The organism is Cupriavidus taiwanensis (assembly GCF_900249755.1).
In the GTDB taxonomy this organism is placed as follows: Bacteria; Pseudomonadota; Gammaproteobacteria; order Burkholderiales; family Burkholderiaceae; genus Cupriavidus; species Cupriavidus taiwanensis_D.
This window is the reverse complement of the sequence record NZ_LT976854.1, coordinates 904,021-930,001: the sequence shown is the minus strand read 5'-3', so window position 1 is coordinate 930,001 and position 25,981 is coordinate 904,021. Positions and strand designations below refer to the sequence as shown.

Sequence of the window (25,981 nt, the reverse complement as noted above, 5' to 3'; positions counted from 1 at the left end):
ACGCCTGCTGCAACGCGCCAATCTGATACGGTGTTTTTCCTCGGACTTGATCCTGTTGCGCTGCGTGACGCTCCGCTACGATCTCCTCCATCGGCAATGGCTGTCCGGCGCTACCAGCGCTGCGTACGCTGCAAGGTGCGGCGATTTGTCGCCCGGCCGCCACCGGCTGCGACGCTGCCCTTTGCGGTGCGCGCGGCGTACACTACGCTTACCGCACGCGCCTGCGCCCCCCGCGCCCCCGGCGCGCCCCTGCCCCGCGTGTCATCGCCCAGCGTTTGCAGGGCCGTCCAGGGCATGCGCCAGGCCAGCGCCACGGAGAACACACATGTTTGGTTTGACCGCGCTCGACCTCGCCCGCATCCAGTTTGGCTTCACCATTTCCTTCCACATTGTCTTTCCCGCGATCACCATCGGCCTGGCCGCCTACCTGGCGGTGCTGGAAGCCTGCTGGCTGCGCACGCAACGCCCGCTGTACCGCGACCTCTACCACTTCTGGTCGAAGATCTTCGCCGTCAATTTCGGCATGGGGGTGGTTTCCGGGCTGGTGATGGCCTACCAGTTCGGCACCAACTGGAGCTTTTTCTCCGAGTTTGCGGGCAGCATCACCGGGCCGCTGCTGACCTATGAGGTGCTGACCGCATTCTTCCTGGAAGCGGGCTTCCTGGGCGTGATGCTGTTCGGCTGGAACCGGGTCGGCCCGGGGCTGCATTTCTTTTCCACCGTGATGGTGGCGCTGGGCACGCTGATCTCGGCCACGTGGATCCTGGCGTCGAACAGCTGGATGCAGACGCCGGCGGGTTTCGAGATCATCGATGGCCGCGTGGTGCCCACCGACTGGTTCGCCGTCATCTTCAATCCGTCGTTCCCGTACCGGCTGGTGCATATGAGCGTGGCGGCCTTCCTTGCCACCGCGCTGTTTGTCGGCGCGTCCGCTGCGTGGCACCTGCTGCGCGGGCGCGACAATCCCGCCATCCGCAAGATGCTGTCGATGGCGATGTGGATGCTGCTGATCGTCGCGCCGATCCAGGCGGTGATCGGCGACTTCCACGGCCTGAATACGCTCAAGCACCAGCCCGCCAAGATTGCCGCGCTGGAGGGCCATTGGGAGAACAAGGGCAACGAGGCCTTGCCGCTGCTGCTGTTCGGCTGGCCCGACATGGAGCGCGAGGAAACCCGCTTCGCGGTCGAAGTGCCGCACCTGGGCAGCCTGATCCTGACCCACAGCTGGGACGGGCAGATCCAGGGCCTGAAGGAATTCCCGCCGGAAGACCGGCCCAATGCCACCATCCTGTTCTGGTCGTTCCGCGTGATGGTGGGCCTGGGGCTGCTGATGATCCTGCTGGGCGTGTGGAGCCTGGTGTTGCGGCGCCGCGACCGGATCTACCGCGTCCGTCCGTTCCTGCATATGGCGCTGTGGATGGGACCTTCCGGCGTGATCGCCATCCTGGCAGGCTGGTACACCACCGAGATCGGCCGCCAGCCGTGGGTGGTGTACGGGCTGCAGCGCACCGCGGACGCGGTGTCGCCGCACGGCGTGCCGGAACTGGCGACAACGCTGGCGATCTTCGTGGTCGCGTATTGCTTCGTGTTCGGCGTGGGCATCGCCTACATGATGCGGCTGGTGCGCAAGGGGCCGCTGCTGGAAGAGCCCAAGCCGCATGGCGGCCCGGGCCGCGAGCATACGCCGGCGCGGCCCTTGTCGGCGGTGGACGACGATGAAGTCCTCGCCCCCACCCCCACCGCACGCACCCGGAGCTGACACCATGGGCATCGATCTCTCGCTTCTCTGGATCGTCATCATCTTCTTCGGCGTGATGATGTACGTGGTGATGGACGGCTTCGACCTGGGCATCGGCATGCTGTACCCGTTCGTGCCGGACCGGCATGACCGCGACGTGATGATGAATACCGTCGCGCCGGTGTGGGACGGCAACGAGACCTGGCTGGTGCTGGGCGGCGCCGGGCTGCTGGCGGCTTTCCCGCTGGCGTATTCGGTGGTGCTGAGCGCGCTCTACCTGCCGCTGATGCTGATGCTGCTGGGCCTGATCTTCCGCGGCGTGGCGTTCGAGTTCCGCTTCAAGGCCAATGACCGCGAACGCCCGGTGTGGGACGCCGCCTTCATCCTCGGCTCGGCCACCGCCACCTTCTTCCAGGGCGTGGCGCTGGGCGCGTATATCGACGGCATCAAGCTGGAAGGCCACCGCTTTGCCGGCGGCCCGCTGGACTGGCTGTCGCCGTTCCCGCTGTTCTGCGGCGTGGGGCTGATCGTGGCCTACACCGTGCTGGGAAGCACCTGGCTGATCATGAAGACCGAGGGCGACCTGCAGCAACGCATGATCCGCCTGACCGGCACGCTGGCATGGCTGCTGCTGGCGGTGATCGCCATCATCAGCCTGTGGACGCCGCTGACCCATCCCGAGATTGCCGAGCGCTGGTTCAGCCTGCCCAACCTGTTCTGGTTCTCGCCGGTGCCGATCCTGGTGGCGCTGTGCATGTTCATGCTGATGCGCGCGCTGCGGCGCGAGCCCGATATCTCGCCCTTCCTGTATGCGCTGGGACTGGTGTTCCTGGGCTACAGCGGGCTGGCGATCAGCGTCTGGCCCAATATCATCCCGCCCGGGATCTCGATCTGGGAGGCCGCGGGGCCGCCGCAGAGCCAGGGCTTTGCGCTGGTGGGCGCGCTCTTCATCGTCCCCTTCATCCTGATGTACACGGTGTGGGCCTACTACGTGTTCCGCGGCAAGGTGCGCCACGGCGAGGGCTATCACTGATGGGCGCGCCGCGCACGGAACCCGCCACCCGCACCGGCACGTGGCTGCGCCGCATTGGCTGGCTGGCGCTGATCTGGGCCGCGAGCGTGGCGGCGCTGGGCGTGGCCGCGTGGGTGCTGCGGCTGGTCATGCGGAGCGTGGGCTTCCACAGCTGACGCCCCGCGCCAAACCACCTCACAGCTGTACCGAAGCCTCGCCAATACCGTCGAACGCCACCGTCACCAGGTCGCCCGCCGCCGCATCGAGAATGCCGACCCAGGTGCCGGTGGTGACCACCGTGCCGGCCTCGACGCATGCCCCGTCGCGCGTGGCATGGCGCAGCCAGGCAACCAGTCCATAGGCCGGATCGCCGAGCGCATGGGTGCCGCGCCGCTCGAAGGTCTGCGCGCCGATCTGCGCCACGCAGCGCTGGCTGGCCCAATCGCGTGCGGCATAGTCGCGCCACGCACCCAGTACCAGCGCGCCATGCGCCTGCAGATCCGCCAGCTTCAGCAAGGCGGGTGCCGCCACGTACTGCTGCCAGCGCGAATCGACGATCTCGATGGACACCGCCATCGCCTCGACCAATGCCGCCGCACCCGCGTAGTCGAGGCTGGCGGCTTGCGTTGCGTCCACGCCCTGCCCCAGCCGCAGCGCAATCTCCGCCTCGATGCCGCGCCATGTGAAGGGCCAGCCGCCGGCATGCGCGGGGCTGGTCCAGACGCCGGCCGCCGGCAGCCGCGCATGGGTCAGGGTGGCCTCGCGCGACGGGCCGCCGGATTTCCAGTACGCGGCGCCGGGCTCTTGCCAGCCCAGTGACTGCGCGACGAGGGCTTGCACCGCGTAGGCCTGCCCGGCGTTCTCGAGCGCCGTGGCGAATGGCCCCGCATCGGCGCAGCGGTGCTCTTGCCGCGCGCTGAGCAGCGCCTGGGCGACACGGTCGATATCGGTGGATGTCATGACTTGGATGATTCCTTGTGGGTTCATGGATACTGCCTGGCCAGCCGAGCCCGCACCAGCCGGCGGGCTCGGCCGGGTCTCAGGAAGCGCTGGCGTTTGCCGTCTCGCCGCGGACCTCGCGCTGGCCTTCAGCGTCGTCGTCCGTTTCGCCCATGGCGCGGCCAAAGGTTTCCGGCGCGAACTGCACCGCCACGGCGAAGACGCCATACATTGCCGCCAGCATGCTGAACATGCCGCCGACGCCGTAGGTCTCGAACACGCGGCCGCTCACCAGCGGCGTCAGCGCACCGGCCAGCGTGCCAAGCGCCAGGATCAGCGAGGTGCCGAACGCGCGCACATGGGTAGGATACTGTTCCGGCGCGAAGATCCAGATCGAGGTATTCAGCAACACCACGCAGAACGTGAAGGCCGCGCCGAACAGCAGCACCAGCGCGACGTTATACGTCAGGAAGCCGAAGCACAGCCCCGCCGCGCAGGCCAGGCCCGCGCCGACGGTCAGCACCCGCTTGCGCGGAATGTGATAGCCGCAGTACGACGCCGCCAGCGCGCCGAACAGGCTGCCGCTCTGCATCACCATGGTGAAGAGAAAGCTCTTGGAGATGGTATAGCCCTGCGCCATCAGGATGGTCGGCATCAGCGTCAGCACCGAGATCTGCGCGCCGTAGGTCATCGACACCGCAATGCCCAGCGCGATGGTGCGCCGCCCCAGCCGCCCCTTGAAGATGTCGCTCAGCCGTACTTTGGCGCGCGGCGCTTCATCCTGCATCGCCGCCTTGATATAAGGCGTTGGCTCGCCATCGAGCTTGCCCAGCTTTCCCGATGCCAGCACCGACAGCACGCGGTTGGCTTCGTCCACGCGGCCCTTGGACAGCAGGAAGCGCGGCGTTTCCGGGATAAAGCGCCGGTAGAACACGACGAAGAACGCCGGCAGCACCAGGCAGGCAAAGAGCCAGCGCCAGCTGTCCGGTCCCGGGAACATGGCGAATACCGCCAGGCCGAAGGCCGGCGCCAGCATATTGCCCAGGCCGCCGCTGCCCACGCTGACCAGGCCCACCGCCGTGCCGCGGAAGCGGGTCGAGCACAGTTCCGCCAGCATGGTCACGGCGATCGAGATCTCCCCGCCCAGGCCGATGCCGACGATAAAGCGGCCCGCCGCCAGGACCCAATAGTTCGGCGCGAGCGCGCAGATGATGGCGCCCAGCGTGAACAGCAGCAGGTTGGCGCTCAGCATCGCACGCCGGCCGTAGCGGTCAGCGATATAGCCCGAACCGATGCGCCCCAGCGCGGCGGCGCTGAACGTCAGCGTGTTGAGAAAGCCGATCTCCGCCACCGAAATCCCCCACTGCTCGCGCAACATGGGGCCGATCAGGCCGACGGCGTTCTGCTCGAACACATCGAACATCACGCCCAGCATGATCATGAAGATGATCTTCTTGTGCGAGGCGGTCACCCCGATGCCGTCCATGGCCCGGTCCAGCTCATGCTGCTGGGGGGAATTCGGCGATTGAACTACAGTTTCTGCGCCCATCTTTGTCTCCTCCTCGTCTAGAGGTCGTCGCGGTGTGTCCGCAACCCTGGCGCCGCCGCGAGCGGCGGGCATGGTCGAGCAGCGATAAAACTTCGTTCCGGCGCGCCGCTATTCCAGCGGCGGCGTCGAGTGCGGCGCACGGCGGGCCAGCAACGCTTGCTCGGCCGAGAATGCGAGGCGCAACAGCACGGGTTCGGTGAAAGGCAGGCCGAAGAACTCCAACCCGACCGGGACCCCCTGCGGCGCATTGCGGTCCGGCGCAGAAAACCCGGCCGGAATGACGATGGCGGGGAAGCCGGTGGCCGACGCGAGCACGCCGTTGCGCTCGGCCTGGGTCTCGCCGACGGGAACCACCAGCCGCCGCTGGTGCGGAAACGCCAGCGCGTCAAGCCGATGCCGCGCCATCAGGTCCCGCAGCCATTGGCGCAGGGACTGCTGGCGCTGCATGCGCGCGCGGTATTCGCCTCGCTGGCCGCTCAGCGCGACCGCGCTGGCCAGCGTTCCCTCCACGCTGGGATGCACGCCGCCCGCGGAGATGATGTCCTTCATGGATTTCACCGGTACGCCAGCTGCCAGCCGCGACAGGTAGGCGTCGAGGTCGCGCTCCATCTCGTAGTGGTGCACCAGCGTGGAAGCCAGCAGTTCGTCCGGGCATATCGCATCGTCGATGTCGACCAGCTCGGCGCCCTGTGCGGCGATGATGGCCAGCGCCTGCTGCATTACGGCGTTGACAGGACCGTGCACGTCCTGGCCGCCGAAGAAGTGGCGCAGCACGCCGATGCGCGCGCCCTTGAGTCCGTCGCGGTCCAGGCTGGCGGCATAGCTCGCCGGGATATGGCCGGCACCTTCGTTGGTGACCGGGTCGGCGGGGTCATGGCCGGCGATGACATCGAGCATCAGCGCGGTATCGGCAACGGTGCGGGTGATCGGGCCGACGGTGTCCTGCGTGAGCCCGCACGGGACCAGTCCGGCACGGCTGATCAGCCCCATGGTCGGGCGCAGCCCGACCAGGCTGTTGGCCGACGCAGGAGAGCGGATCGAATTGACCCCGTCGGTGCCGAGGCCAAGCACGCCGAAGCTCACGGCGATGCCGGCGGCGGTGCCCCCGCTGGAGCCGCCGGGCGTGCGCGTCAGGTCATAGGGATTCAGCGTCTGCCCGCCCAGCGTGCTGACGGTCTCGCCGCCGGAGGCAAGCTCGTGCAGGTTGGTCTTGGCCAGGACGATGGCGCCCGCCTCGCGCAGCCGGCGGATGACGAAGGCGTCGTTGGCGCACAGGTTGCCGCGCAGGCATTCGGCGCCCGCGGTGGTGGCCATGCCGGCGCATTCGATGTTGTCCTTGACCAGCACCGGGATGCCTTGCAGCGGTCCCGCCGGCTGCTGGGAATGGCGCGCAGCGATGGCGTCGATACGGTCCGCTTGTTCCAGTGCCTGCGGATGGACCTGCAGGATGCTGCGCAGCGCCGGCCCGCGCTGGTCATAGGCGGCAATGCGGTCCAGGCATCGGCTGGCCAGCTGGCGCGCCGTCAGCGTACCGTCGCGCATCGCGGCATGCGCGCTGGCAACGGTGGCTTCCACCACGCTGAACGGCGCGTGCTGGCCCGGGCCGTGCGGCACCGGTTGGTACGAGATTTTCATGAGGGGTTCCATGCGCCGGCACGGGCGCGCGAAGGGTTGGTGAAGTGCGGCGGGGCCGCGGCCAGGTGGCCGCGCCCCGCCTTGACCGGCTATCGGTTGACCAGCCGGGCAGGAATCGTCCAGATCGCAAAGGCGCCGAGCATCAGCATGCCGGCGATCATGTAGTAGGCGCTGTTGCCGCTCTGGGTCACGTCGCGCAAGTAGCCGATCATGTAGCCGCTGGTGAAGCCGGCCAGGTTGCCGATCGAGTTGCTCATGGCGATGGCCGTGGCCAATGCCGCGCCGCTGAGAAACGCCGTCGGCAGCGACCAGAACAGCGGCGTGCAGGTCAGGATGCCGGCCGCGGCGATCGACAGGAACACCAGCGACAGCGCGGTGTTGTGCATGACCCAGGGCAGCGCCAGGAAGCCGATCGCGCCCATCATGCACGGGATGATCAGGTGCCAGCGGCGCTCGCGGTGCTTGTCGGCGCTACGCCCGAAGCAGTACATCGCGACAATGGCGGCCATGTACGGTATCGCGCTCAGCAGGCCGATATGGAGCGGGTCGCCGACGCCGGTCGACTTGATGAAGGTCGGCAGCCAGAGCGTGATGCCATACTGGCCCGTGACATAGCAGAAGCAGATCAGGCTGATCAGCCAGACGCGCGGATCGGTGAACACCCTGCCGACGCGGGCCTGCGGGTCCGCCGCCTTGGCGTCCTCGGCCTTGGCCTGCTCGAGCACGCGCTTCTCATCGCTGGTGAGCCACTTGGCCTTGGCGATGGAGTTGTCGAGGTAGTAGAAGCAGAAGCAACCCAGCAAGACTGCCGGCACCGCCTCGATGATAAACATCCACTGCCAGCCGCCCCAGCCCGCCACACCCGCCATGCTGCCCATCAGGTAGCCGGACAACGGATTGCCGATGATGCCCGACAGCGGCGAGCCCATGCAGTAGATGGCCATGATCTTGGCGCGCCGGTGCGACGGATACCAGCACGACAGGTAGTACACGATGCCGGGCGTGAAGCCGGCCTCGGCCAGGCCCAGCAGGAAGCGCAGCGTGTAGAACTGGGTTGGCGTCTCCACGAACGCAAAGCACGCGGAGAGTATCCCCCACGTGATCATGATCCGGCCAATCCATACCTTGGCGCCGAACTTGTGCAAGGCCAGGTTGCTCGGCACCTCGAACAGGAAGTAGCCGATAAAGAAAATACCGGCGCCCAGCCCGTAGACGGTCTCGCTGAAGCCCAGTTGCTGCGACATCTGCAGCTTGGCAAAACCTACGTTGACACGATCGAGATAAGCGATCAGGAAGCAGACCATCAGGAATGGCACCAGCCTCCAGCTCACCTTGCGATAGGTCGCTTCCTCGAACGTCCTGATCTTTGTTCCCGCCTGCAGGGTTGTATCCACAGCGTCTCCTCTGTTTTTTGTCAGGTACGGCAGTGCTGCGCTGATCCGTTGCGGTCAGTTTCCGGCCGGGGCGGCGCGTGCGCCCGCCCCGGTGGCGAAGGGAAAGGGCTGCGTCAGGCGGCAGCCTGGAGCGACAGCGGCACGGTATGCGCGGCGAGATAGTCCATGGCGGCAACGGTGCCGCTGGCGGCGACCGGCACGCCCGAGATCTTCAGCCCCATCTCGCAGCCGGCCAGCGTGGCCATCAGCGTGAGGTCGTTGCAGTCGCCCAGATGGCCGATGCGGAACATGCGGCCCTTGACCTTGCCCAGGCCGGCACCCAGCGACATGTTGAAGCGCTCGTAGATATGGCGGCGGACCACGTCCGCGTCGACGCCTTCGGGCATCATCACGCCGGTCAGCACCGGGCTGTAGACCGACGGGTCCGCGCACTGGATCTCCAGGCCCCAGGCCCTGACTGCGCGCCGGCAGGCTTCAGCCAGGCGCTGGTGGCGGGCAAAGACGTTATCCAGCCCTTCCTCCAGGATCATGTCGAGCGCTTCGGCGAGGCCATAGAGCAGGTTGGTGCTGGGGGTATAGGGCCAGTAGCCGGTCCGGTTCATCTCGATGATTTCATTCCACCCCCAAAAACTGCGCGGCAGCCTGGCGCAGCGGGAAGCCTCGATGGCCTTGGGCGAGACCGCGTTGAAGCTGATGCCCGGCGGCAGCATCAGGCCCTTCTGCGAGCCCGACACCGTCACGTCGACACCCCATTCGTCATGGCGGTAGTCGGCAGATGCCAGCCCGGAGATGGTGTCGACCAGCAGCAGCGCCGGGTGTCCGGCCGCATCGATGGCGCGGCGCACCGCGGCGATATCCGAAGTCACGCCGGTCGAGGTCTCGTTGTGCACCACGCACACGGCCTTGATGGCATGCGCGGTATCGGCGCGCAGACGGGCCTCGATCATGTCGGCCTGCACCCCGTGTCGCCAGCCCTCCACGCCCGGCAGGCCGAGGAATTCAGGGCGCACGCCCAAGCTCTCGGCCATCTTCTTCCACAGCGTGGCGAAGTGGCCGGTTTCGAACATCAGCACGGTGTCGCCGGGGCTCAGCGTGTTGGACAACGCCGCCTCCCACGCGCCGGTGCCCGAAGCCGGATAGATCACCACCGGGTGTTCGGTCTTGAAGATCTTCTTGATGCCATCCAGCACCTTCAGGCCCAGCGCGCCGAATTCCGGGCCGCGATGGTCGATGGTCGGATAGCTGATGGCCCGCAGGATGCGATCCGGGACCGGGCTGGGCCCGGGGATTTGCAGGAAGTGGCGGCCGGCGGGGTGAAAGTTGAGATTCAGCATGAAACTCCTCCGTTTGAGTTTTGAATGCAAAATACTCTATCAAACGAGCGGCAAAAAAACAGGGGCTATTTTGGACTTTTTCAGTAGCGTTTACCCGGCAAAGTACTAGCCATATTGCGGGTTTACCAGCGATCTGGCGTTCTTGTTAAGCGGCTGCTAAAATTGAATTCAATCTGTCAACCGACGAATTGAATGCAACTTCAAGCCGATTCCAACCCTGCCCTGCCCCGCGAACTCCCGCCGGTGGAGCGCCAGCGCCTGCACGACACCGTGGTGAACCATCTGCGCACGCTGATCATCGAGGGCGCGCTGGAGCCGGGGCGCAAGCTCAATGAGCGCGAACTGTCCGAGACCCTGGGCATCTCGCGCACGCCGTTGCGCGAAGCGCTGAAGGTACTGGCGGCGGAAGGCCTGATCGAGATCTCGCCGAACCGCGGCGCCAGCGTGGCGCGCCTGTCCGCGACGGAGATCCGCGATACGTTCGAGCTGTTGAGCAACCTGGAAGCGTTCTCCGGCGAACTGGCTTGCGAGCGCATCACCGCCGTCGAGCTGGCCGAACTCAAGGCCCTGCACTACGCCATGCTGGCCTGCCGCGCCCACGAAGACCTGCCCGGCTACTACCGCCTGAACCACCAGATCCATGACCGCATCAACCTGGCGGCTCGCAATGCGGCGCTGCGCCAGACCTACCTGTCGGTGAACCGCCGGCTGCAGGCCCTGCGCTTTCGCTCCAACTACCGCAAGCCGAAATGGGACAGCGCCATCCACGACCATGAAGAAATGCTGGCGGCACTGGAAGCCCGCGACGGCAAGCGCATGGCCGCGATCCTGCGCCAGCACCTGCTGGACAAGCGCGACGCGGTGCTGTTGATGCAGGCGGGCGTGGGCGACGAAGCCGGCGGCACGCCGCAGGTCTAGCCCGCGCCCGACAGGACCGCCACAAGAATCCGAATAGCCCCATCAGCATTCTTTGCCCTGCTGTCACCACGGTGACAACCCCCTTCCTTACTCTGCGAGCGCATTGCGGCACGCGCAATCCGCCGCGCGGCCGTTGCCGCCGGCGCACAACAACGCAGATGAACAGGGGAATGAACCATGGCAGGGAACCTTGCACCGGGCTGGTGGGCGGGGCGCGGGCGTGCGCTGGCCGGCACCGTCGCAGTCATGCTGGCCGCGACGCTGGCAGGCTGCGGCGGCGACGACAGCGCGCCGTCTGGCACGCCCAACGATACCGACACCAGCAAGCCTGCTCCGGAGCCTGACCGCGCCAGCGGCCCGCGCGTGCTGCTGGTCGGCGTCGACGGCGCCACGTATGCGCAGGTGCAAGGCGCGGTATTGCGGCGCGAGCTGCCCAACCTGGCCAGCCTGAACCTGGTGCCGACCGCCACCGGCGGCATGCCCGGCACCATCACCGCCCAGCCCCCGCTCGACGCCCCCAGCTGGGCCACGGTGCTGACCGGCGCGTGGGCCAACCGCCATGGCATCGACGACGACACCGGCGGCACCGCGCTGCGCGCGCCGACCGTGTTCCACTACCTGCGCGCCACCGGCAAACCCGGCGGACAGCAAGGCGCCGCGGTGAGCGCGCCGGTGCTGCCAGCGCTGCTCAAGGCGGATCAGGATGCGGGCGTGCTCGATACGCTGGTCGATTGCGCGGGCGTCGACCGTTGCGTCACGCAGAATGCCGTGCGCCAGGTGCAGTCCGGCTATGGCATGGTGTTCGCGCAGTACAGCGCCCCGGCGCAGGCCGCGCAGGCCAGTGGCTTCGGCAACGGCGCCTATGCCGCCGCGCTCGGCGAGACCGACCGGGCGCTGGGCGAACTGCTGGCCGCGGTGGCCGCGCGCCGCCGGGCGCAACCGGGCGAAGACTGGCTGGTGATGGTCACCACCAGCCACGGCCTGGATGCCACCGGCGCCACCACCACGGTGCCGACCGTGGAGAACCGCACCGCCTTCCTCGCCACCAACAAAGCCCTGAACAGCGCGCTGGCCCGGCCCGGCGCCCCCGCCCCCGACACCCCGGCGGATCTGTCCGCGCTGCCGACCGAGGCCGATATCGTCCCGACCGTGCTGGCCCACGCCGGCATCGCGCTCGACCCCGCCGCGACACGCCTCGACGGCTCCGCGCTGACCACCACAGCCGCCGGCGTGCGCGCCATCGGCGCCAGCATCAGCCAGTACCACGACGCCATCACGCTGACCTGGCAGAACCCGAGCGCCGCATACGGTGTCACGCGCGTGCTGCGCGACGGCGTGCAGATCGCCGCGCTGGGACCGGAGGTGCGGAGCTTCACCGACAACAGCTTCGACATGCCGACGGGCCTGTACCAGTTCAACTACACGCTGGTGCGCAATGACGTGCCGGTGTCGTACCTGGCGCAGATCCACTATGTCAAACCCGTCACGCTGATGCCGTCGCTGCTCGACGGGCTGGCCAGCTACTTCAGCCTCGACAGCAAGCCGTTCGCCGACGCGAAGAACGCAGCCACGCTGGGCCCTTGGGTGGCAAGCCTCGACGGCGGCACGCTCGCTGCCGACAACTTCGGCGGCCAGTCGCTGCAGCTGGACTCGCGCATCGACAGCTACCTGCTGAAGCACAACGCGGCCGATATCGCGCAAAGCCCGCAGTTCACCATCGGCCTGTGGTTACGCACCGACTGCGCCCAGGGCAACGGCACCGGCGAGCCCATCCTGTCGAACAAGAACTACATCTCGGGCGGCAATGCCGGCATTGCCATCGCCCTGTTCGGCAGCTGCGAGATCCGCTTCAACCTGGGCAGCGGCAGCGGCAAGCGCGACGACATCAACGGCATGAAGGTGTCGGCCAACCAGTGGGCCTACCTGGCACTGTCTGTCGACGCGGCGGCGAAGCGTTTCAGCGCCTACGTCATCGACCCGGTGCTCGGGCTGCAGAAGACCGAGAACAAGGCGATCGCCAACACCGACGTGAGCAAACTCGCCGGCCTCGGCGCCGGCTGGGGCGTCAACGACGATGCCACCCACAACTACGTCGGCAACAACCCGGGCGCGCTCAAGGGCGTGATGGGCCTGAACGACCTGGCGATGTGGACGCGCGTGCTGACGCTCGACGAGCTGAAGGCCATCACCGGCGCACGCCAGCCGCTGTCGACGCTGAACCCCTGATCTTCCCTCCCGCCTCCCTATCCCCCTGCAGGAGACTGACACCATGACCTTTCGACCTTCCACCCTGGCCCGTCCCCACTGGCTGGCCGCCGTGCTGCTGAGCGCGGCGCTCGCCGGCTGCGGCGGCGATTCCGGCGATTCCGGCGGGAATGCCGGCGGCGCCCCGACCGCGGCGCCGGCCACGCCCGGCGCTCCCGGCACCGGCGGCAACCCCGGCCAGGGCAACGGCAGCGACCGTCCCGGCGAGACCCCGGCGGTCAAGCCGCAGCTGCGCTGCGCGCCCTGAGCCCGGCCCGGCCTGTCTATCCTTATCGCAACCCTCCGGCACCGAATCCAATGAACCCCCAAAGCAGACGCAACTTCCTCAAGCTCGCCGGCGGCAGCGCCGCTGCCACCGCCGCGCTGGCAGCCTTCCCGCCGTCGATCCGCCGCGCGCTGGCGATCCCGGCCAACAACGCCACCGGCACCATCCGCGATGTCGAGCACGTGGTCATCCTGATGCAGGAGAACCGCTCGTTCGACAATTACTTCGGCACGCTGCGCGGCGTGCGCGGCTTCGGTGACCGCTTCCCGATCCCGCTCGCGGGCGGGCTGAACGTCTGGCAGCAGACCTATACCAACGGCAGCACCACCCGCACCGTGCTGCCCTACCACCTGGACAGCAGCGCCGGCAATGCGCAGCGCGTCAGCGGCACCCCGCACTCGTATCCGGACGCGCAGAACGCCTGGGACCTGGGCCGCATGAACAAGTGGCCGACCTACAAGCAGACCCAGTCGATGGGCTTCTACACCGAGGCCGAGCTGGATTTCCAGGTGGCGCTGGCCAATGCCTTCACGCTGTGCGACGCCTATCACTGCAGCTTCCACGGCGGCACCAACCCCAACCGCCTGTTCCACTGGACCGGCACCAACGATCCCGGCGGCGCCCATGGCGGCCCGGTGATCGACAACAGCGGCGACTCGTTCACCGGCTCGAACACGCCCTACACCTGGAAGACCTATCCGGAGCGCCTGGAAAGCGCCGGCGTGAGCTGGAAGGTCTACCAGAACATGCCGGACAACTTCACCGACAACCCCCTCGCGGGTTTCAAGCAGTACCGCGACGCCAACGCCGCGCGCGGCAACCAGGCCAACGGCAGCCCCTACCCGCCGTACACCAGCGCCGACGACGCGGTCAGCCCGCTGCTCAAGGGCGTGGCCAACACCATGCCCGACGGCGGCTTCCTGCAGGCGCTGCGCGACGACATCGCCGCGGGCAAGCTGCCGCAGGTGTCGTGGATCGTCGCGCCGGCGACGTACTCGGAGCACCCCGGGCCGTCCAGCCCGGTGCAGGGCGCCTGGTACACGCAGCAGGTGCTCGACGCCCTGACCGCCAATCCCGCGGTCTGGAGCAAGACCGTGCTGCTGATCAACTTCGACGAGAACGACGGCTATTTCGACCACCTGCCGCCGCCGTGCGCGCCGGCCTATGACGGCGATACGCTGGCCGGCGCCACCACGCTCGACCCGGAACAGCTCAAGCCGGAATACCACGTCGACAAGCGCCCCTACGGCCCCGGCCCGCGCGTGCCGATGTACGTGGTGTCGCCGTGGAGCCGCGGCGGCTGGGTCAACTCGCAGGTGTTCGACCACACCTCGGTGCTGCGCTTCCTGGAAGCGCGCTTCGGCGTGGCCGAACCCAATATCAGTGGTTTCCGCCGCGCGGTGGCAGGCGACCTGACCTCGGCCTTCAACTTCGTCAGCCCCAACACCAACCCCCTGCCGGAACTGCCCAGCCGCGACAAGGCCAGCGCCGACGCCATCCGCACCGCGCAAGGCGTGCTGCCGCAGGTGCCGCTGCCCCCGGCCGGCAGCCAGCAGATGCCGCAGCAGGACGCCGGCACGCGCCCGTCGCGCGCCCTGCCCTATGAACTGCACGTCAGCGCCCGCGAAGACGCGCGCGACCAGCGCGCGCTGTGGCTGCTGTTCAGCAACACCGGCACGGCGGCAGCGGTGTTCCACGTCTACGACCGGCTGCACCTGGACCGCGTGCCGCGCCGCTATATGGTCGAGCCGGGCAAGGAGCTGCATGGCAGCTGGGACGTTTTTGCCAGCGATGGCGGCAAGTACGACCTGTGGGTGCTGGGCCCGAACGGCTTCCACCGCGCCTTCCGCGGCGACGTGGCGGCGGTGACGGCGGCGGGCGCCAGCGCGCCGGAGATCCGCGTCTGCTATGACATCGCCAACGCCGCGGTGTACGTGGACATGATCAATACCGGCAGCGCCCCCTGCACCTTCACGGTCCAGCCCAACGCCTACCGCGCCGACGGTCCGTGGACCTATGAAGTGCCCGCCGGCATGCAGCTGCAGCAGCACTGGCCGGTGGCGCGCCAGGGCAACTGGTACGACTTCACCGTCACCACCGCGCAGGGCGGCTTTACGCGCCGCTTTGCCGGGCGCATCGAAACCGGCAAGGACGGCGTGTCCGACCCGGCGATGGGCGCGGCCGGCTGACGCAACCGTCGGCCCCGGCGCAACGCCAGTCCCGCCCCTGCCGGTCCCGTGCGGATCCGGCCCGGGCGGGCGTAGCCGTTTTGTCATATTGGGCCGCTAGACTGCGCGGTCGTCCGGGCGGGTCCGGACCCTTCCCCCAACTCCGCGCGGATGACCATGCTAGGCGACCTGCTGATGACCTTTTTCGAAGTGGCGCGCCAGGGCAGCATCACCATGGCGGCCAGGCAGTTGCGCGTCAGCCAGCCCACCGTGACCGGACGCATCCGCCAGCTGGAGGAAAGCTACGGCGTGGAGCTGTTCCACCGTCGCGCCAGCCGCGTCGACCTGAGCGACGTGGGCGTGGCGCTGATGCCGGTGGTCGAGCAACTGATGCAGCAGGAAGGCAATGCCGACTACCTGCTGCGCAACGCCGGCAACCTGCGTTTTGGCAACCTGCGCATCGGCGCCACCGGGCCGTATTACATCCTGCGCGCGGTGGCGGCGTTCCGGCAACGCTACCCGGCGATCGACGTGAGCCTGGATATCGGCAACTCGCAGCAAATGCTCGAAGCGCTGTTCGAATACCGCATCGACGCGGCAGTGTCGTCGCACCCGGAGGACGATGACCGCCTGGCCTGCATCCGGCTGGCGAGCGACCCGATGGTGCTGGTGGTCCATCCCGACCATGCGCTGGCGCGGCTTGCGCAGATCGACCTGCCGCAGTTGCGCGGCTATCACTTGCTGGTGCGCGAGCACGGCTCGATGACGCGCAAGACCACCGAGACCGCGCTGGCCGCATGCGGGCTGGAATTGCCGCCGCACACCGTGATCGGCAGCCGCGAGGCCATCTACGAGGCGATCCGCCAGGGCCTGGGTGCCAGCGTGGTGCCGCTGGGCGAGGTGCCGCGCGATCCGCTGCTGCGCGTGGTGCGGTTTGCGTCGGGCGCACCGGTGTTGCACGAATACCTGTACTGCCTGCAGAGCCGGCGGCAGACGCGGCTGGTCGGTGCCTTCCTGGATTGCGTGGCGCTGGACCAGCCGGCCGCCGCTGCGCAGGCCGCCTGAAGCGCGCATGCCAGTGGAAACGCCCGGGCATGCAGCAATGAAGGCGCCGATGCCGGCATCCGCCTGAGCCCATGCACGCGCGCGCCGGCTTCCCCGAATATGACCAGTTGCTGACCTTGCTGGATGCCGGCGGCCACGTGCTCGATACGCAGGTGGTGTGCGAGACCACCGTGCAGGGCCACCGCTTCGGCGTGCATGTTGCCACGCTCGGCAGCCGCGACCCGGGCGCGCCGGCCATCGGCATCTTCGGCGGCATTCACGGGCTGGAGCGTATCGGCACGCAGCTGGTGCTGGATTACCTGCGCTCGGTGCTGTCCCGGCTGGCCTGGGATGAACTGCTGCACCGCGAGCTGCAGTCGGTGCGGCTGGTGTTCATGCCCATCGTCAATCCCGGCGGCATGTGGGCCGGCACGCGCGCCAACCCCAACGGCGTCGACCTGATGCGCAACGGCCCGCAGGATGCCGACGCGCGCGTGCCCTTTCTGGCCGGCGGTCAGCGTATCGGCGCCTGGCTGCCGTGGTACCGCGGCGCCGCCGACGCACCGATGGAGGCCGAAAGCAGCGCCCTGCTGCGCGTGGTCCGGCAGGAACTGCTGCCGCGCCCGCTCAGCTTTGCGGTGGACTGCCACTCCGGCTATGGCTGGCGCGACAGCATCTGGTTTCCGTACGCGCGCACGCGCCGGCCGATGCCGCACCTGGCCGAGATGTACCTGCTCAAGACCCTGTTCGAGCAGGCCCACCCGCACCATGGCTATACCTTTGAACCGCAGAGCCACCAGTACCTGCTGCACGGCGACCTGTGGGACCATGCCTATGACATGGCCCCGCGCGGCAACCTGTTCCTGCCGATGACGCTGGAGCTGGGCTCGTGGCTGTGGATCAAGAAAAACCCGCGCCAGCTGTTCTCGCGCGAGGGCATCTTCAACCCGATCAAGGCGCACCGCACCGCGCGCGTGCTGCGCCGGCATGTCAGCCTGTTCGACTTTCTGGGCCGCATCGCCTTTGCGTCGGAGCGCTGGCTGCCGCGCGGCGCGCAGCGCGACGAACTGCTGCGACAGGCACGCGCGCACTGGCACACGGAGCCGCCATGAGCCGATGGGTGTTCTTGCGGGGACTGTCGCGCGAATCGCGCCACTGGGGCACGCTGCCGGCGCAATGGGAGGCCGCCGGGCTGGGGCGCCCGCTGTTGCCGGACCTGCCCGGCAATGGCGCACTGTCGGCGCAGCCGGCTCCGTGGAGCGTGCAGGAGATGGTGACGGCGGTGCGGCGCCAGCTGACGGCCGCCGGCGTGACGGGACCGTACCGCGTGCTGGCCATGTCGCTGGGCGCGATGGCCGCGACCGAATGGGCCAGTGCGTATCCGGAAGAAGTTGGCGGCCTGGTGCTGGTCAATACCAGCATGCGGCCCTACTGCACGCCGGCGCAGCGCCTGCGTCCGCGCAACTGGGGCAAGCTGCTGCGCGTGGCGCGGCGCTGGCACGACCGCGCGTACTGCGAGCGGACCATCCACGCCATCACCTGCGCGCGCACCGACACGCTGGCCGGCGACCTTGCGCAATGGCAGGCCATCGCGGCGGACGCACCGGTCAGCCGGCAGGCCGCGCTGGCGCAGTTGCTGGCCGCCGCGCGCTACCGCGCGCCCGCTGAACCACCGCGCTGTCCGGTATTGCTGCTGTGCTCCGCGGCGGACCGCCTGGTGAACCCGGCCTGTTCGGCGCGCATCGCACAGGCCTGGAACGTGCCCTTGCTGACCCACCACTGGGCCGGCCATGACCTGCCGCACGACGACCCGCAGTGGCTGTGCGATGCGGTCGCGCGCGCCGGGTCAGGCTTCGGCTAGCGCTTCCTCCACCGGCATGGCGCTGGCCAGCAGCGCCGCCGCGGCATTGATCCGGTCGCGCGTGCCGAACAGCCGCGCGCTGACCAGGCCGTTCTGCAACGCGCCGAACACCACCTGCGCCAACTGCCGCGGCGGCAGCGGATACGGTGCCGCCCCGCGCGCGGCGGCCTGTTCCAACAGGCGCGCCAGCCACTGTTCATTGAAGCGGGTGAAGTCCTGCATCGCGGCGCGCACGGGCTCCGGCATGGCCAGCACGTCGGCCGACAGCATGCCCACCACGCAGGCCTGGTCGGTGCAGGCGCCCGCGCGCAGCGGCTCCAGGTACTGCCGCGCCTGCTCGGCGCAAGGCAAGCGGGGGTCGATGGCCTGCAGCAGCGCCCGCTTGCGCGCGCTGTATTCGCGCACGGCTTCAAGCACCAGGTCGTCCTTGGACGGGAAGTAGTAATGGATGCTCGAGGTCTTGACGCCGACCAGCTCGGCCAGGTCGCGGTAGCTGAAGCCGTTGAACCCCCTGCGGCGGATCAGCACCAGCGCATGTTCGACCAGTTGCTCGCGTACGGTTGGGGCATTCATGGCATTCACTCCTCGGCTTGCCGCCGGACCAGTCAGGCCGGCAGCGTTTGTGCGATCAGCGTGATGAGGGACCCGCTTGCCAGGCAAAGCCCTACCCATCCGCCCAGGATCAGCGCAGTGTCACGCCAACGCATGGTCAACTCCTGAAGCGGGGCCGCACCGTGGCGGCCCGGTATTGTTCGATGGCCGGCGCCAGGCCGGCCGGCTCTCAGGCGATGGCGCCGTCGGTGTAGGGATCAGCCTTGCCGACGCGCGCGCCATCCGTGTACGGGTCGACGCTGCGGGCCGGCTCGGCCGATACGCCGCTGCGGTCAAGGCCGGCTACGGTGCGGGCGCCGTCGGTGTACGGGTCGGGCTTGCCGACGCGAGCGCCTTCGGTGAACGGGTCGAACTTGCCGCTGCGGTAGTTGTAACCGTAGCTGTCGGCCGGCACCGTGGCGGCGATGGTGCGCGCGCCGTCGGTGTACGGGTCAGCCTTGCCGACGCGCGCGCCTTCGGTGAACGGATCGAACTTGCCGCTGCGGGCCCCGTCGGTAAAGGCATCGGCCTTGCCGACGCGGTAGCTGTAGCCATACTTGTCGCCGGCGTTGTCCTGCACGCTGGCGGCCTGCGCCACACCGCCGGCGAGCGCGGCGGCAAGGGTGGCGGCGGTGATCAGGGTCTTGGCGGTCTTGGTCATGGTGGGCTCCTGGGGTGCGATGATTCGGGATCGCGTCAATTCGGTGTCAGTGGCTGTTGCGGACGTTTTTGATTTCTTATCTATCAGTAGATAGATAGCTGCTCTCAAAAAAATGACCGCTTCCGGTCGTGCAATGGGATCGCCGCATGCCGCCTGGTCTTGCTTGTTGGTGGCGGTGCAGCGCTTCCATGGACTCGATACTATCTACTACTAGGTAGAGAGTCAAGGAAAAACATTTCTATCGGTGCGATAGGTTTCCCCAAAATCGCGCTAAAACCTTGTTTATGAAGCGATTTTTCGGCAATTTGGCGGCCCGCGACGCGGGCATAAAAAAACCGCCATGCGGCTCGCGCCACATGACGGCTTCAGACGCGCCACTGCTATCGCGCGCAAACTTGATCGGATACGGCCGCCATCAGCGTGTCGGCGGCGGCTTCAACGCGGTCCGAGGTGCCGAACAGGCGTGCCGCGATCAGCCCGCTCTGCAGCGAGCCGAACACCACTTGCGCCAGCCGCGCCGGCGGTACCGGGAACGGCGTGCTGCGATGGGGCTGGGCCCGCTTCAGCAGCCCGGCCAGCCATTGCTCGTTCAGCAGGAAGAAGCCTTGCAGCATCTTGTGAACGGATTCGGGCAGGCACAGGGTCTCGGTCGACAGCATGCCGCACAGGCAGATCTGGTCCGAGCCGCAGCTGGCGCGGAACGGCGCCAGGTAGATCGCGGCCTGCTCGGTGACCGGCAGGCTGGTGTCGATGCCATGGATGCGCTCGGCCAGGCGGGCGCTGTATTCCTTTACCGCTTCCTGGACCAGGTCTTCCTTGGTGGGAAAGTAATAGTGGATGCTGGAGGTCTTCACGCCCACCAGCTCCGCCAGGTCGCGGTAGCTGAAGCCGTTGAAGCCGCGCCGGCGGATCAGGATCAGGGTGTGCTCGAGCAATTGCTCGCGTACGGATTGGGGTTTCATGCAAGCAGTTTATCTACGCGAAGATAGACGCTCAAGTTGAAATGCCCCGGGGCTGGGGTAATTCCCTAGCCTCGGGGCACGATGCAATACAGGGCGTTAGCCAGGCAGGACCTGCGCGGCGAAGGTGATCATCGAGCCACTCGTCACGCAAAGTACCAGCCATCCGCCAAGCAACAGGATGCTGTCACGCAAACTCATGATGGACTCCATCGGACGGCGGCCACTGGCCGCCATCGTAAGTGGTGGGCCGCCGGCCAGCGCCGGCAGCAATCAGGCCAGCGCGCCGTCGGTATAGGGGTCAGCCTTGCCGACGCGCGCACCGTCGGTGTACGGATCGAAGCTGCGGGCCGGCTCGGCCGAGACGCCGCTGCGGTCCAGGCCCGCCACGGTGCGGAAGCCGTCGGTGTACGGGTCGGTCTTGCCGACGCGGGCGCCTTCGGTGAACGGATCGAACTTGCCGCTGCGCGCGCCTTCCGTGAACGGATCGAACTTGCCGCTGCGGGCCCCGTCGGTAAAGGCATCGGCCTTGCCGACGCGGTAGCTGTAGCCGTACTTGTCGCCGGCGTTGTCTTGCACGCTGGCGGCCTGCGCCACGCCGCCGGCGAGCGCGGCGGCAAGGGTGGCGGCGGTGAGCAGGGTCTTGGCGGTCTTGGTCATGATGGGCTCCTGGGGTGCGATGCTTCGGATCGCGTCAATTCGGTATCAGTGGCTATTCGGTGGGTCGCTTTCCAGGCTCGCATCTACTAGTAGATAGATTTATCGGCCTGAAAAAATGACCACTCGGGTCATGCCATGGAATCGCCACATTTCCGTACTTTCTTGCTTTCGGTGGCAGTTGCAGCGGTGCCATGGACTGAATGCTATCTACTGGTAGGTAGATAGTCAAGAAAAAAGATTTCTATCGAAGGGATAGCCGCCCGGCGCTCGCCAGGGAAAGGCCAGGCAAATGAACCGTTCTTCACTTGCAGAGCGTGGCCTGCTAGCCTGAAGCAATAGATCTCCGGCGCCCCGCTCCATGAACCCTGATCGTCGCCCTGTTCCCCTGACCGCGCGTCACCGCTGGCTGGCCGCGGCAGCGGGCATGGCCGTGGCCGCTGGCGTTGCGCGGCATCTGCTGTTTCGTGCGCTGGAGCGCAAAGCCTTTGTCACGCCAACGGATGAGACAAGCCAGGCGGACACCCCCGGCAACTCCACCCCTACGGTGCGGAAGGCCACGTTCGCCAGCGGGGACCGCACCCTGCACGCCGCCTTCATGCCGGTGGCAGACCCCGAAGCACCGGCCCTGATGGTGTGCCATGGCGACAACGAATGCCTGCCGGACTGGGAGCCGGTGCAGGCCATGCTGGCCGATGCGGGCATTGCTTCCTACGTGTTCGATTACAGCGGCTATGGGCGCAGCACCGGACGGCCAAGCGTGCGCCGGCTGCGCCAGGATGCACTGGTGGCCTATGGACAGTTCATCGCCGCCACGCCGCAATCGAAACGACGCGTGGTGCTGGGACATTCGCTGGGGTCGGGCATCCTGCTGGACGTCGCGCGGCGTTTCGATCCGCAGCCGGATGGCTATGTGATAGCCGCAGGATTCAGCTCGGCACGGCTGGCGGCGGTGCAGACCGGGCGCATCCCCGCGTGGGCCGCGTGGCTGCTGCCGGATCCGTGGAACAACGCGGCGCGCGCGAGCAAGCTGGAACGGCCGCTGCTGGTGGTGCACAGCCGTGACGACGTGGTCATCGTGCCGCCCCACGCGGAGCGTGTTGCCAGCGCTGCCAGGCATCTGCATGCGCTGGTGATGCACGACGCCATGCCGCACGATGCGGCCATCCTGCCCGAGCATATCGACACGTTCTGGCCGCCGATCCTGCGCTTCATGCACGCGCAGGCAGGCAGTCCGGAAGCACCGTCGCTGCCATCGCGCGATGCCGGCCACGTCATGGCCGATTAATCTAACGTAGAGTCCGGCGAGCGGCAATCATCCTTGTGGGCGAGGCGCCACGGCCAAGTGTCCGAGGGACGCGTTTTCGATTTCTTGTCTATATTGGTCCTCATGGCGAAAGCACGCAAACTCGCTGTTGACAGCACTGGAGGTACTGCCATGCGTTGGCTTGCAAACTTGTTCAGTCCGCCGAGCCCGGAAAAAATTGCCGAAAGGGAACTGCAAGACATGAGGCTGACGCTATTCCAGGCCGAACGGCGCTTGCTCGAGGCACAGATGCAGGTGGCCTACTACCGCGACATGGTGGGGTTCCTGGAGGATGTCGCGGCCAAGGGCGTGGAAGACGTGGTCGACAAGCGCCGCGCCACGCCGCCGGCCATGCCCGAACTGCCGGCGCGCACGCCCGGCCTGACCACGGTGCCGATCGTTCCGTCCGCGGCCTGAAGCGGACCCCATGCCGCGGCGCGTGCCGGGGCATGCGGCAACCCAGGTCCGGACCTGTGCGATACTCGCGCTGCCTGACGCCCGCATGGCGCAGGCAGACTCACCACAGGAACCGGCCCCATGAGCGAACTGCTGCCCGCGATCGAAATTGAAACCGCGCCCAATCCCGGCTGTGCCGTCATCTGGATGCACGGGCTGGGCGCCGACGGCAGTGACTTCGCCCCGGTAGTGCCCGAGTTGCGGCTGCCGGCCGCGCCTGGCGTGCGCTTTATCTTCCCGCATGCCCCGGCGATCCCGGTGACCTGCAATGGCGGCTATGTCATGCCGGCCTGGTATGACATCGTTTCCCTCGACCAGGCTGGCCGCCGCGCCGACGAATCCGGCATCCGTGCTTCCTGCGAGGCCATTCGCGCGCTGATCGCCCGGGAGAATGCGCGCGGCATCCCGACCGCGCGCATCGTGCTGGCAGGCTTCTCGCAAGGCGGCGCCATCGCCTACACCGCCGGACTGACCCACCCCGAGCCGCTGGCCGGCATCGTCGCGCTGTCCACCTACATGCCGGCGCCATCGGCGCTCGCATCCGACGCAGACCCCGCCAACGCCGCCACGCCGGTGTTCGCCGCGCACGGCACGCAGGACGACGTGGTGCCGCTGGCCCTTGGCGTGGCCGCCAGGGACTTCGTGCAGGCGCGGCCGAATCCGGTAACGTGGCACACCTATCCGATGGGCCATGCGGTCTGCCTGGAAGAGATTGCCGATATCGGCGCCTGGCTGGCTTCGCGCTTTGCGCAGGCCGGCACCGCGTCCGCCTGATTCCATTCGACAAGCCGACGGCCGGCCCTGCCGCGCCCGCTTCGTACCGCACCAAGCTGCAAGCATGACCCTCGCCCCACCCCGCCGGATCGATTTCAATACCCGCAAGGCGCTGCTGTTCGCGCTGGCGGCGGAACGCCTGTCGGCCTACTACGAACACCGCGCCTGGATGACCGACGCCCAGGGCGCCACGCTGGCCGGCGAATGGCTGTCGCGCTCGAAGCTGCAGTTGCCGCTGTCCGAACGGCGCCTGCTGTCCGAGCTGAGCGACCAGCTTGCACGGCAACTTGCCGAGACCCTGTCGCGCGAAGCCGGCCTGTATGCCGCGCACGAGATGATGGAAGCGCTGGATCCCAACTACCAGTCCGCGTTCGCCTACGACATGCTCGAGGAATGCGAGCGGCTGCTGCACGAGCACGGCGTCACGGAATAAGGGCGACTGCCGGCAAGCCGCAAGGCGGCAGCGTTTGCAAAGGTTGACAATCGCCCGGCGCACGCGCGCTTAAACTGCGCGCACTGATGACGCCCCACTTGTCCGACACCATGGAACGCAAGCACTGCCTGGCCTGGATTGCGCTGAGCATGATCGCAGCAGCCTTGCTGACGCTGCTGTGCCTGATCCTGAACGACCACGCCGAAACGCAGGCCCAGAAGCGCGTCGAGCAAATGGCTGTCCGCGTCAAGCCGGCAAGCGCTGGCCTGATCCAGGCCAGTACCCCCGCTCCAGTATCGCAACGGGGCCAGCCGGCCCGGCACCCCGAGACGCTGCAGCAGGCCAGCGCCCGCTGAGCCAGGTCAGGCGCGCCCCGGCCCGCAACTTCAGAACGACGACCAGGTAGTTAAGAAGGATTTCGATGCGGGCCGGAGCGCGGGCTTGAGTGTAGACGCGCGCTCTGCCGGCGACTGCAAAGAATTGACAACGGCCAGGTGCGCACGCCGTGTCATGCCGGCTGTGCGGGCCATTGCAGCCCGGCCAGCGCGGCCAGCGCCTGGTATGAAGTGGCCAGGTGATAGGGCGAGGTCGAAGGCATCTCGGCGCGCACCACGTCGCCCGTCGGCGCCAGGCACTCATGCCACCCCTGCTCGGACAGGAAACGGTTGCGGAATTGCCCGGCCCAGTCAGCCAGCGTGGCCAGCGACTGCGCCGAGCCATCCACCGCCAGCGCGCGCGCGAACTCGGTCTGCGCCCAGATGCGCTCGGTGCCGTCGATTCGTGCGCCGGCCGCATCCAGCGCCGCGCAGACACCCAGCGTGCCCGCGGCCACGCCATGCTGCCGCGCGAACGCAAAGGCGCGGCGCAGCGCATCCGCTAGCGGCAAATCGCCAAACAACGCCGGCCTGCCGGCCACCAGCGAGAACCACTCGAACTGGTGCCCGGGCTCGATGCGGTTGTCCGCCCTGCCCTGCGGCAGCTCCGCCACGCAGCCGCTGGCGGGATCGACAAAGCGCTCGTGCACCGCCATCGCGATCTCGCGCAGGCGCTCCGCGTACCACTCGTCGCCGGTGGCATCCAGCGCGGCCAGGTAGGCCTCGGTCAGGTGCATGACCGGGTTCTGCAGCACGCCTGCGCCCCTGGGCCGGAAGTGCTCGGTCAGCGCGGCGTGGTACAAGCCCTGTCCGTCGGCGAAGCGGTCCTCGACGATATCGACGGTTTCATCGAGCACGTCCAGCGCATCCGCGTTGCCGAAGCGCGCGTAATACGCGGCGCAGGCGAAGATCACGAAGGCATGGGTGTAGAGGTCTCGCGTGCTGTCGAGCGGCGCGCCGGCCGGATCGACGCTGTAGATCCACGCGCCCTCGCCGTTGCCGAAGTAGGCCTGCAGCGAGCCGAACAGCGTATCGGCGTGCGCCTGCTCGCCGGCCAGCGAGAACACGTACAACTGGCGCGCACAGGCCATGGCGCGATAGCGCGACGGCGGCAGCGGCGCGGCGCTGCCGCCGTCGAGCGCTTCATATGGCAGCAACAGGTCGGGATTCCAGCCGGAGGCGGTCCACAGCGGCAGCACGACGCCGTCGTAGTGCGCCGTCAGGGCGGCGATCCGTTGGTTCAGCTCGGGCGAAAGAGGCATGGTCTGGCGACAAGATCCGGCGCGGCGACTGCCGCAAAGGCCGTATCTTGCCACGGCGCGCCGGTAAATCCTTCATGGCATTTGCGGCGCACAGTTGCTAGCATCAATGCGCCTACCTGCGAACGGGAGACACCCATGTCGACTCTGCCTCTCACGCTGACCGATGATCACCGCACCCTGGTGCTCCATGTCCTGGAGGACGCACCGGGCCAGTTCACCTGGCGCATCGTCATGGAAGAACGCTGCGGCGCCGCCGACGAAGACTGCACGGTTGCGGCGCCTGGCACCTACCGCTCCTATGCGGAAGCCGAAGCCGCATGCTGGGCCGCCGGCAACGGCATCCTGGACGGCCCGCGCGCCGCAGGCGAACTGCGCATCACCTGAAA

Annotated in this window: 26 protein-coding genes; 16 read left to right on the top strand and 10 right to left on the bottom strand. The window is 67.7% G+C overall.

Annotation, left to right across the window (positions count from 1 at the left end; genetic code table 11):
- Window positions 1-325 precede the first annotated feature (325 nt).
- Genes CBM2594_RS19975 through CBM2594_RS19965 form a run of 3 tightly spaced genes read left to right on the top strand, consistent with a single transcriptional unit; the run spans window position 326 to window position 2,926 of the window.
- Window positions 326-1,759 carry a cytochrome ubiquinol oxidase subunit I gene (locus CBM2594_RS19975; protein ID WP_116358526.1) on the top strand — a complete coding sequence of 478 codons (1,434 nt, stop codon included), beginning with the start codon at window positions 326-328 and terminating at the stop codon, window positions 1,757-1,759.
- 4 nt (window positions 1,760-1,763) lie between these two features.
- Window positions 1,764-2,771: a cytochrome d ubiquinol oxidase subunit II gene (cydB, locus tag CBM2594_RS19970; protein ID WP_116358525.1), complete on the top strand. Its 1,008-nt coding sequence runs from the start codon at window positions 1,764-1,766 to the stop codon at window positions 2,769-2,771.
- A complete protein-coding gene (locus CBM2594_RS19965) occupies window positions 2,771-2,926 on the top strand; it encodes a DUF2474 domain-containing protein (protein ID WP_116358524.1) in 156 nt (51 codons plus the stop codon). The genes cydB and CBM2594_RS19965 overlap by 1 nt, the downstream gene beginning before the upstream one ends.
- 19 nt (window positions 2,927-2,945) lie before the next feature.
- Here the strand turns inward: CBM2594_RS19965 and CBM2594_RS19960 are convergent, their stop codons facing one another.
- The 5 genes from CBM2594_RS19960 to CBM2594_RS19940 all read right to left on the bottom strand — a co-directional run bounded on the left by CBM2594_RS19960 (window position 2,946) and on the right by CBM2594_RS19940 (window position 9,601).
- Window positions 2,946-3,710: a fumarylacetoacetate hydrolase family protein gene (locus CBM2594_RS19960; protein WP_116358523.1), complete on the bottom strand. Its 765-nt coding sequence runs from the start codon at window positions 3,708-3,710 to the stop codon at window positions 2,946-2,948.
- A 79-nt stretch (window positions 3,711-3,789) separates the two neighbouring features.
- Window positions 3,790-5,238 (bottom strand): MFS transporter, encoded by a 1,449-nt coding sequence (locus CBM2594_RS19955; protein WP_116358522.1) that lies wholly within the window; start codon window positions 5,236-5,238, stop codon window positions 3,790-3,792.
- A 108-nt stretch (window positions 5,239-5,346) separates the two neighbouring features.
- Window positions 5,347-6,873 carry an amidase family protein gene (locus tag CBM2594_RS19950; RefSeq protein WP_116358521.1) on the bottom strand — a complete coding sequence of 509 codons (1,527 nt, stop codon included), beginning with the start codon at window positions 6,871-6,873 and terminating at the stop codon, window positions 5,347-5,349.
- Between the two features lie 89 nt (window positions 6,874-6,962).
- Window positions 6,963-8,267 carry an MFS transporter gene (locus CBM2594_RS19945; RefSeq protein ID WP_116358520.1) on the bottom strand — a complete coding sequence of 435 codons (1,305 nt, stop codon included), beginning with the start codon at window positions 8,265-8,267 and terminating at the stop codon, window positions 6,963-6,965.
- A 113-nt stretch (window positions 8,268-8,380) separates the two neighbouring features.
- Window positions 8,381-9,601, bottom strand: a complete 1,221-nt coding sequence (locus CBM2594_RS19940; protein WP_116358519.1) for a pyridoxal-phosphate-dependent aminotransferase family protein — start codon at window positions 9,599-9,601, stop codon at window positions 8,381-8,383.
- A 192-nt stretch (window positions 9,602-9,793) separates the two neighbouring features.
- Between CBM2594_RS19940 and CBM2594_RS19935 the strand changes: the two genes are divergently transcribed.
- The 7 genes from CBM2594_RS19935 to CBM2594_RS19905 all read left to right on the top strand — a co-directional run bounded on the left by CBM2594_RS19935 (window position 9,794) and on the right by CBM2594_RS19905 (window position 18,122).
- Window positions 9,794-10,519 (top strand): GntR family transcriptional regulator, encoded by a 726-nt coding sequence (locus CBM2594_RS19935; RefSeq protein WP_116358518.1) that lies wholly within the window; start codon window positions 9,794-9,796, stop codon window positions 10,517-10,519.
- A 177-nt stretch (window positions 10,520-10,696) separates the two neighbouring features.
- Complete coding sequence (locus tag CBM2594_RS19930) at window positions 10,697-12,745, top strand: LamG-like jellyroll fold domain-containing protein (RefSeq protein WP_116358517.1); 2,049 nt, start codon at window positions 10,697-10,699, stop codon at window positions 12,743-12,745.
- 43 nt (window positions 12,746-12,788) lie between these two features.
- Entirely contained in the window at window positions 12,789-13,031 is a 243-nt protein-coding gene (locus tag CBM2594_RS19925; RefSeq protein ID WP_116358516.1) for a hypothetical protein, read from the top strand.
- 50 nt (window positions 13,032-13,081) lie between these two features.
- A complete protein-coding gene (locus CBM2594_RS19920; protein WP_116358515.1) occupies window positions 13,082-15,238 on the top strand; it encodes a phosphocholine-specific phospholipase C in 2,157 nt (718 codons plus the stop codon).
- Window positions 15,239-15,394: 156 nt separating this feature from the next.
- The gene (locus CBM2594_RS19915; protein ID WP_116359700.1) at window positions 15,395-16,282 is read left to right on the top strand and encodes a LysR substrate-binding domain-containing protein; all 888 of its coding nucleotides are present in this window, start codon (window positions 15,395-15,397) and stop codon (window positions 16,280-16,282) included.
- Between the two features lie 71 nt (window positions 16,283-16,353).
- Window positions 16,354-17,373, top strand: coding sequence for a M14 family zinc carboxypeptidase (locus CBM2594_RS19910; RefSeq protein ID WP_116358514.1), 1,020 nt, complete (start codon window positions 16,354-16,356; stop codon window positions 17,371-17,373).
- A complete protein-coding gene (locus CBM2594_RS19905) occupies window positions 17,370-18,122 on the top strand; it encodes an alpha/beta fold hydrolase (protein WP_116358513.1) in 753 nt (250 codons plus the stop codon). Before CBM2594_RS19910 ends, CBM2594_RS19905 begins: the two co-directional genes overlap by 4 nt.
- On the opposite strand, the gene CBM2594_RS19900 is transcribed toward CBM2594_RS19905, so the two are convergent.
- The 4 genes from CBM2594_RS19900 to CBM2594_RS19885 all read right to left on the bottom strand — a co-directional run bounded on the left by CBM2594_RS19900 (window position 18,108) and on the right by CBM2594_RS19885 (window position 20,993).
- On the bottom strand, window positions 18,108-18,695 hold the full coding sequence (locus tag CBM2594_RS19900; RefSeq protein WP_116358512.1) for a TetR/AcrR family transcriptional regulator: 588 nt from the start codon (window positions 18,693-18,695) through the stop codon (window positions 18,108-18,110). The two genes, CBM2594_RS19905 and CBM2594_RS19900, sit on opposite strands and share 15 nt — an antisense overlap.
- Before the next feature lie 208 nt (window positions 18,696-18,903).
- Complete coding sequence (locus CBM2594_RS19895) at window positions 18,904-19,374, bottom strand: hypothetical protein (RefSeq protein ID WP_116358511.1); 471 nt, start codon at window positions 19,372-19,374, stop codon at window positions 18,904-18,906.
- Window positions 19,375-19,754: 380 nt separating this feature from the next.
- The gene (locus CBM2594_RS19890; RefSeq protein ID WP_116358510.1) at window positions 19,755-20,336 is read right to left on the bottom strand and encodes a TetR/AcrR family transcriptional regulator; all 582 of its coding nucleotides are present in this window, start codon (window positions 20,334-20,336) and stop codon (window positions 19,755-19,757) included.
- A 270-nt stretch (window positions 20,337-20,606) separates the two neighbouring features.
- The gene (locus CBM2594_RS19885; RefSeq protein WP_116358509.1) at window positions 20,607-20,993 is read right to left on the bottom strand and encodes a hypothetical protein; all 387 of its coding nucleotides are present in this window, start codon (window positions 20,991-20,993) and stop codon (window positions 20,607-20,609) included.
- Between the two features lie 358 nt (window positions 20,994-21,351).
- Between CBM2594_RS19885 and CBM2594_RS19880 the strand changes: the two genes are divergently transcribed.
- The 5 genes from CBM2594_RS19880 to CBM2594_RS19860 all read left to right on the top strand — a co-directional run bounded on the left by CBM2594_RS19880 (window position 21,352) and on the right by CBM2594_RS19860 (window position 24,315).
- On the top strand, window positions 21,352-22,278 hold the full coding sequence (locus CBM2594_RS19880; protein WP_116358508.1) for an alpha/beta hydrolase: 927 nt from the start codon (window positions 21,352-21,354) through the stop codon (window positions 22,276-22,278).
- Between the two features lie 150 nt (window positions 22,279-22,428).
- A complete protein-coding gene (locus tag CBM2594_RS19875) occupies window positions 22,429-22,713 on the top strand; it encodes a hypothetical protein (protein ID WP_116358507.1) in 285 nt (94 codons plus the stop codon).
- A gap of 120 nt (window positions 22,714-22,833) precedes the next feature.
- A complete protein-coding gene (locus CBM2594_RS19870) occupies window positions 22,834-23,526 on the top strand; it encodes an alpha/beta hydrolase (protein ID WP_116358506.1) in 693 nt (230 codons plus the stop codon).
- A gap of 64 nt (window positions 23,527-23,590) precedes the next feature.
- Window positions 23,591-23,959, top strand: coding sequence for a hypothetical protein (locus CBM2594_RS19865; RefSeq protein ID WP_116358505.1), 369 nt, complete (start codon window positions 23,591-23,593; stop codon window positions 23,957-23,959).
- A gap of 86 nt (window positions 23,960-24,045) precedes the next feature.
- Window positions 24,046-24,315 (top strand): hypothetical protein, encoded by a 270-nt coding sequence (locus CBM2594_RS19860; RefSeq protein ID WP_232346689.1) that lies wholly within the window; start codon window positions 24,046-24,048, stop codon window positions 24,313-24,315.
- Window positions 24,316-24,467: 152 nt separating this feature from the next.
- Here CBM2594_RS19860 and CBM2594_RS19855 read toward each other — a convergent pair whose 3' ends face one another.
- On the bottom strand, window positions 24,468-25,595 hold the full coding sequence (locus tag CBM2594_RS19855; RefSeq protein WP_116358504.1) for an AGE family epimerase/isomerase: 1,128 nt from the start codon (window positions 25,593-25,595) through the stop codon (window positions 24,468-24,470).
- A gap of 135 nt (window positions 25,596-25,730) precedes the next feature.
- Here CBM2594_RS19855 and CBM2594_RS19850 point away from each other — a divergent pair, with 135 nt between their 5' ends.
- On the top strand, window positions 25,731-25,979 hold the full coding sequence (locus CBM2594_RS19850; protein WP_116358503.1) for a hypothetical protein: 249 nt from the start codon (window positions 25,731-25,733) through the stop codon (window positions 25,977-25,979).
- Window positions 25,980-25,981 lie beyond the last annotated feature (2 nt).

Bases quoted from the DNA above. Each gene is read 5' to 3' on its own strand.
- CBM2594_RS19920 (WP_116358515.1), top strand. From the start codon at position 13,082: ATGAACCCCCAAAGCAGACGCAACTTCCTCAAGCTCGCCGGCGGCAGC.
- cydB (WP_116358525.1), top strand. From the start codon at position 1,764: ATGGGCATCGATCTCTCGCTTCTCTGGATCGTCATCATCTTCTTCGGC.
- CBM2594_RS19865 (WP_116358505.1), top strand. From the start codon at position 23,591: ATGACCCTCGCCCCACCCCGCCGGATCGATTTCAATACCCGCAAGGCG.
- CBM2594_RS19975 (WP_116358526.1), top strand. From the start codon at position 326: ATGTTTGGTTTGACCGCGCTCGACCTCGCCCGCATCCAGTTTGGCTTC.
- CBM2594_RS19895 (WP_116358511.1), bottom strand. From the start codon at position 19,374: ATGACCAAGACCGCCAAGACCCTGATCACCGCCGCCACCCTTGCCGCC.
- CBM2594_RS19915 (WP_116359700.1), top strand. From the start codon at position 15,395: ATGCTAGGCGACCTGCTGATGACCTTTTTCGAAGTGGCGCGCCAGGGC.
- CBM2594_RS19855 (WP_116358504.1), bottom strand. From the start codon at position 25,595: ATGCCTCTTTCGCCCGAGCTGAACCAACGGATCGCCGCCCTGACGGCG.
- CBM2594_RS19900 (WP_116358512.1), bottom strand. From the start codon at position 18,695: ATGAATGCCCCAACCGTACGCGAGCAACTGGTCGAACATGCGCTGGTG.
- CBM2594_RS19870 (WP_116358506.1), top strand. From the start codon at position 22,834: ATGAGCGAACTGCTGCCCGCGATCGAAATTGAAACCGCGCCCAATCCC.
- CBM2594_RS19955 (WP_116358522.1), bottom strand. From the start codon at position 5,238: ATGGGCGCAGAAACTGTAGTTCAATCGCCGAATTCCCCCCAGCAGCAT.
- CBM2594_RS19885 (WP_116358509.1), bottom strand. From the start codon at position 20,993: ATGACCAAGACCGCCAAGACCCTGCTCACCGCCGCCACCCTTGCCGCC.
- CBM2594_RS19930 (WP_116358517.1), top strand. From the start codon at position 10,697: ATGGCAGGGAACCTTGCACCGGGCTGGTGGGCGGGGCGCGGGCGTGCG.
- CBM2594_RS19905 (WP_116358513.1), top strand. From the start codon at position 17,370: ATGAGCCGATGGGTGTTCTTGCGGGGACTGTCGCGCGAATCGCGCCAC.
- CBM2594_RS19880 (WP_116358508.1), top strand. From the start codon at position 21,352: ATGAACCCTGATCGTCGCCCTGTTCCCCTGACCGCGCGTCACCGCTGG.
- CBM2594_RS19890 (WP_116358510.1), bottom strand. From the start codon at position 20,336: ATGAAACCCCAATCCGTACGCGAGCAATTGCTCGAGCACACCCTGATC.
- CBM2594_RS19950 (WP_116358521.1), bottom strand. From the start codon at position 6,873: ATGAAAATCTCGTACCAACCGGTGCCGCACGGCCCGGGCCAGCACGCG.
- CBM2594_RS19960 (WP_116358523.1), bottom strand. From the start codon at position 3,710: ATGACATCCACCGATATCGACCGTGTCGCCCAGGCGCTGCTCAGCGCG.
- CBM2594_RS19965 (WP_116358524.1), top strand. From the start codon at position 2,771: ATGGGCGCGCCGCGCACGGAACCCGCCACCCGCACCGGCACGTGGCTG.
- CBM2594_RS19925 (WP_116358516.1), top strand. From the start codon at position 12,789: ATGACCTTTCGACCTTCCACCCTGGCCCGTCCCCACTGGCTGGCCGCC.
- CBM2594_RS19850 (WP_116358503.1), top strand. From the start codon at position 25,731: ATGTCGACTCTGCCTCTCACGCTGACCGATGATCACCGCACCCTGGTG.
- CBM2594_RS19860 (WP_232346689.1), top strand. From the start codon at position 24,046: ATGACGCCCCACTTGTCCGACACCATGGAACGCAAGCACTGCCTGGCC.
- CBM2594_RS19940 (WP_116358519.1), bottom strand. From the start codon at position 9,601: ATGCTGAATCTCAACTTTCACCCCGCCGGCCGCCACTTCCTGCAAATC.
- CBM2594_RS19935 (WP_116358518.1), top strand. From the start codon at position 9,794: ATGCAACTTCAAGCCGATTCCAACCCTGCCCTGCCCCGCGAACTCCCG.
- CBM2594_RS19910 (WP_116358514.1), top strand. From the start codon at position 16,354: ATGCACGCGCGCGCCGGCTTCCCCGAATATGACCAGTTGCTGACCTTG.
- CBM2594_RS19875 (WP_116358507.1), top strand. From the start codon at position 22,429: ATGCGTTGGCTTGCAAACTTGTTCAGTCCGCCGAGCCCGGAAAAAATT.